The 1,952-nt window shown below is 65.1% G+C and carries 2 protein-coding genes; both read left to right on the top strand.

Annotated elements, in window-relative coordinates; genetic code table 11:
- Positions 1-1,089, top strand: a 1,089-nt coding sequence (locus ACTWP6_RS30140) for a Mu transposase domain-containing protein (protein ID WP_443189625.1), incomplete at its 5' end; no start/stop codon positions are given.
- Position 1,090: 1 nt separating this feature from the next.
- On the top strand, positions 1,091-1,891 hold the full coding sequence (gene istB, locus ACTWP6_RS30135; protein ID WP_070351813.1) for an IS21-like element helper ATPase IstB: 801 nt from the start codon (positions 1,091-1,093) through the stop codon (positions 1,889-1,891).
- The last annotated feature ends 61 nt before the right edge of the window (positions 1,892-1,952 follow it).

Genomic DNA, 1,952 nt, shown 5'->3' with positions numbered 1-1,952 from the left:
CGCAAGGTGCACGCGCTGATCTTCACCGCCGTCTACTCCCGGCACATGTTCGTGTGGCTGACCTACTCGCAGACCCTGGTGGCGGTGATCGCCGGATGTCAGGCGGCGTGGGAGTTCTTCGGAGGGGTGTTCGCGGTGCTGATCCCGGACAACCTCAAGCCGGTGATCGCCGCCGCTGATGCGGTCAATCCCCGATTCACCCAGGGGTGGCTCGACTACGCCGGTCATGTCGGGTTCCTCACCGACCCGGCTCGGGTGCGCTCCCCAAAGGACAAACCGCGAGTGGAGCGTGCGGTGCAGTACGTGCGCCGAAACTTCTGGGACGGTGAAACATTCGCCAGTATTGAGCAGGCGCAGCAGGCTGTCACCGTGTGGTGTCTTCGTACTGCCGGGACCCGCATCCACGGCACCACCTGCGCACGGCCGGTGGAGGTGTTCACCACCGAGGAGCAACCGCTGCTGCTGGCGGTGCCGGGGGCCTACGACGTGCCGGTGTTCAAAGCGGTCAAGGTGCACCGCGACTTCCACGCCGAGGTCGCCAAAGCCCTCTACTCGCTTCCTGAGCAGTGGATCGGGCACACCCTCGACGTGCGTGCTGACGGTGAGCTGGTGAAGTTCTATCACCGCGGTGTGCTGGTCAAAGTCCATCCTCGTCAGCCTGCGGGAGGCCGCAGTACCGACCGCGCTGATCTACCCGAACACAAAGTCGGTTACGCGCTGCGGGACTTAACGACGCTGATCGCCACCTGCGCCGCCTATGGCCCGAACGTCGGGATCTACGCCGAACGCATCCTCGACGATCCGCTGCCGTGGACGCGGATGCGCACCGTCTACCGACTCCAGGGCCTGGTGCGCCGTTACGGCGCGCAGCGTGTCGAGCAGGCATGTTCGGTGGCACTGGATCTCGACGTCGTCTCGGTCAACAAGATCGCCTCGATGCTCGAGCGCGCCACCGAGAACACGATCCCGGCACTGCCGCTGGCCGTCGGCCAAACCGCTACCCGGTTCTCGCGCGATCCATCCGAATTCGGCACCACCTCAACATCATTGACCGTCATCGCCAATGCCGACTCCGAGGGGACCTGCTGATATGACCACTACCAACCGCGTGGCCGCAGACCCGGTCGGCGCCGACCTGCTCCGACTGCTCAAAGCGCTCAAGCTCGGCGCCCTGGCCGACACCCTGCCCGAACGGGCCGCACTGGCCCGCCAGCACAAACTCAGCCACATCGGATTCCTCGAAACACTTCTTGCCGACGAAGTATCCCGACGCGAATCCCGATCAGCCGCCCTGCGGGCGGCCAAAGCCGGACTCGACCCGACGATGCGCTTCGACTCCTGGACCGCACAACAGGACCTGCGCTACGACCGTACCCTGCTCGGCGACCTGACCTCGCTACGATTCCTCGACGCCGGACAGTCCGCAATCATCCTCGGGCCCGTGGGCGTAGGCAAAACACATCTGGCAACAGCACTGGGGCACTTGGCCATTCGTCGCCGCCACACCGTCCTGTTCGCCCGATCCGACAAACTGTTCACCCGGCTACGCGCCGCCCGACTCGACCACACCGTCGACGCCGAGATCCGCCGACTGGCGGCCGTCGACGTCCTCATCATCGACGACTTCGCGCTGCGACCCCTCGACGCCACCGAAACCAGCGACTTCTACGAAATCGTCGTCGAACGCCACCAAACCAAGACCACCATCGTGACATCAAACCGGGAACCCGCCGAATGGCTGACCATGACCGCCGACACCCTGCTCGCCCAATCAGCCATCGACCGACTCACCGCTGCGGCCCACACCCTGGTCATCGAAGGACCGTCCTACCGCCAACGCACCCGACCCGGTCAGCTTGACCCAGAGGGACCCGACGAGCATCCTCGATAACGCGCCACGGTGGTCCCATCCCCCTGGCAATCAGGTGGTCCCATCACCCTGGCAAGCGACA

Source organism: Mycobacterium sp. 4D054, from assembly GCF_052245755.1.
In the GTDB taxonomy this organism is placed as follows: Bacteria; Actinomycetota; Actinomycetes; order Mycobacteriales; family Mycobacteriaceae; genus Mycobacterium.
The sequence above is the reverse complement of the archived record's forward strand: the minus strand, read 5'-3'. Positions and strand labels throughout refer to the sequence as shown.

Coding starts and splice junctions, on each gene's coding strand:
- istB (WP_070351813.1), top strand. CDS start 1,091: ATGACCACTACCAACCGCGTGGCCGCAGACCCGGTCGGCGCCGACCTG.